The organism is Psychrobacter sp. TB20-MNA-CIBAN-0197 (assembly GCF_040309765.1).
GTDB classification, from domain to species: Bacteria; Pseudomonadota; Gammaproteobacteria; order Pseudomonadales; family Moraxellaceae; genus Psychrobacter; species Psychrobacter submarinus.
This window is the reverse complement of record NZ_JBEOPC010000555.1, coordinates 1-274: the sequence shown is the minus strand read 5'-3', so window position 1 is coordinate 274 and position 274 is coordinate 1. Positions and strand designations below refer to the sequence as shown.

1 protein-coding gene is annotated in these 274 nt (G+C 32.5%); it reads left to right on the top strand.

The genetic code is table 11. The features are described 5' to 3' along the window. On the top strand, nt 1-182 hold a 182-nt coding region (locus tag AAEY83_RS14935), incomplete at its 5' end, for a hypothetical protein (protein WP_351060124.1). Nucleotides 183-274 lie beyond the last annotated feature (92 nt).

Below are 274 nucleotides of genomic sequence, written 5' to 3'. Positions count from 1 at the left end.
AAATACTAAAGCTGTTTGATCAGCAGCAAAACTACAGTATAAAAATTGGTGAAGTTACAGCCGTTAATATTAATAATCAGCGCTTTAGTATTTTGATTAAAAAATTTGAAGAAGTAGATAAACAAAGCGATGCACTACCAAGGCGTGCATCGCTTGAGTTTATTGCTTTAAAAATAGATTAAAAAGCACCTTAGGTGCTTTTTAATCTAGAATGCGGTGTCCTTCGGATATTGAAAAAGTTAGCAACCTTTTAATTAACTGCGATATTTTGGAC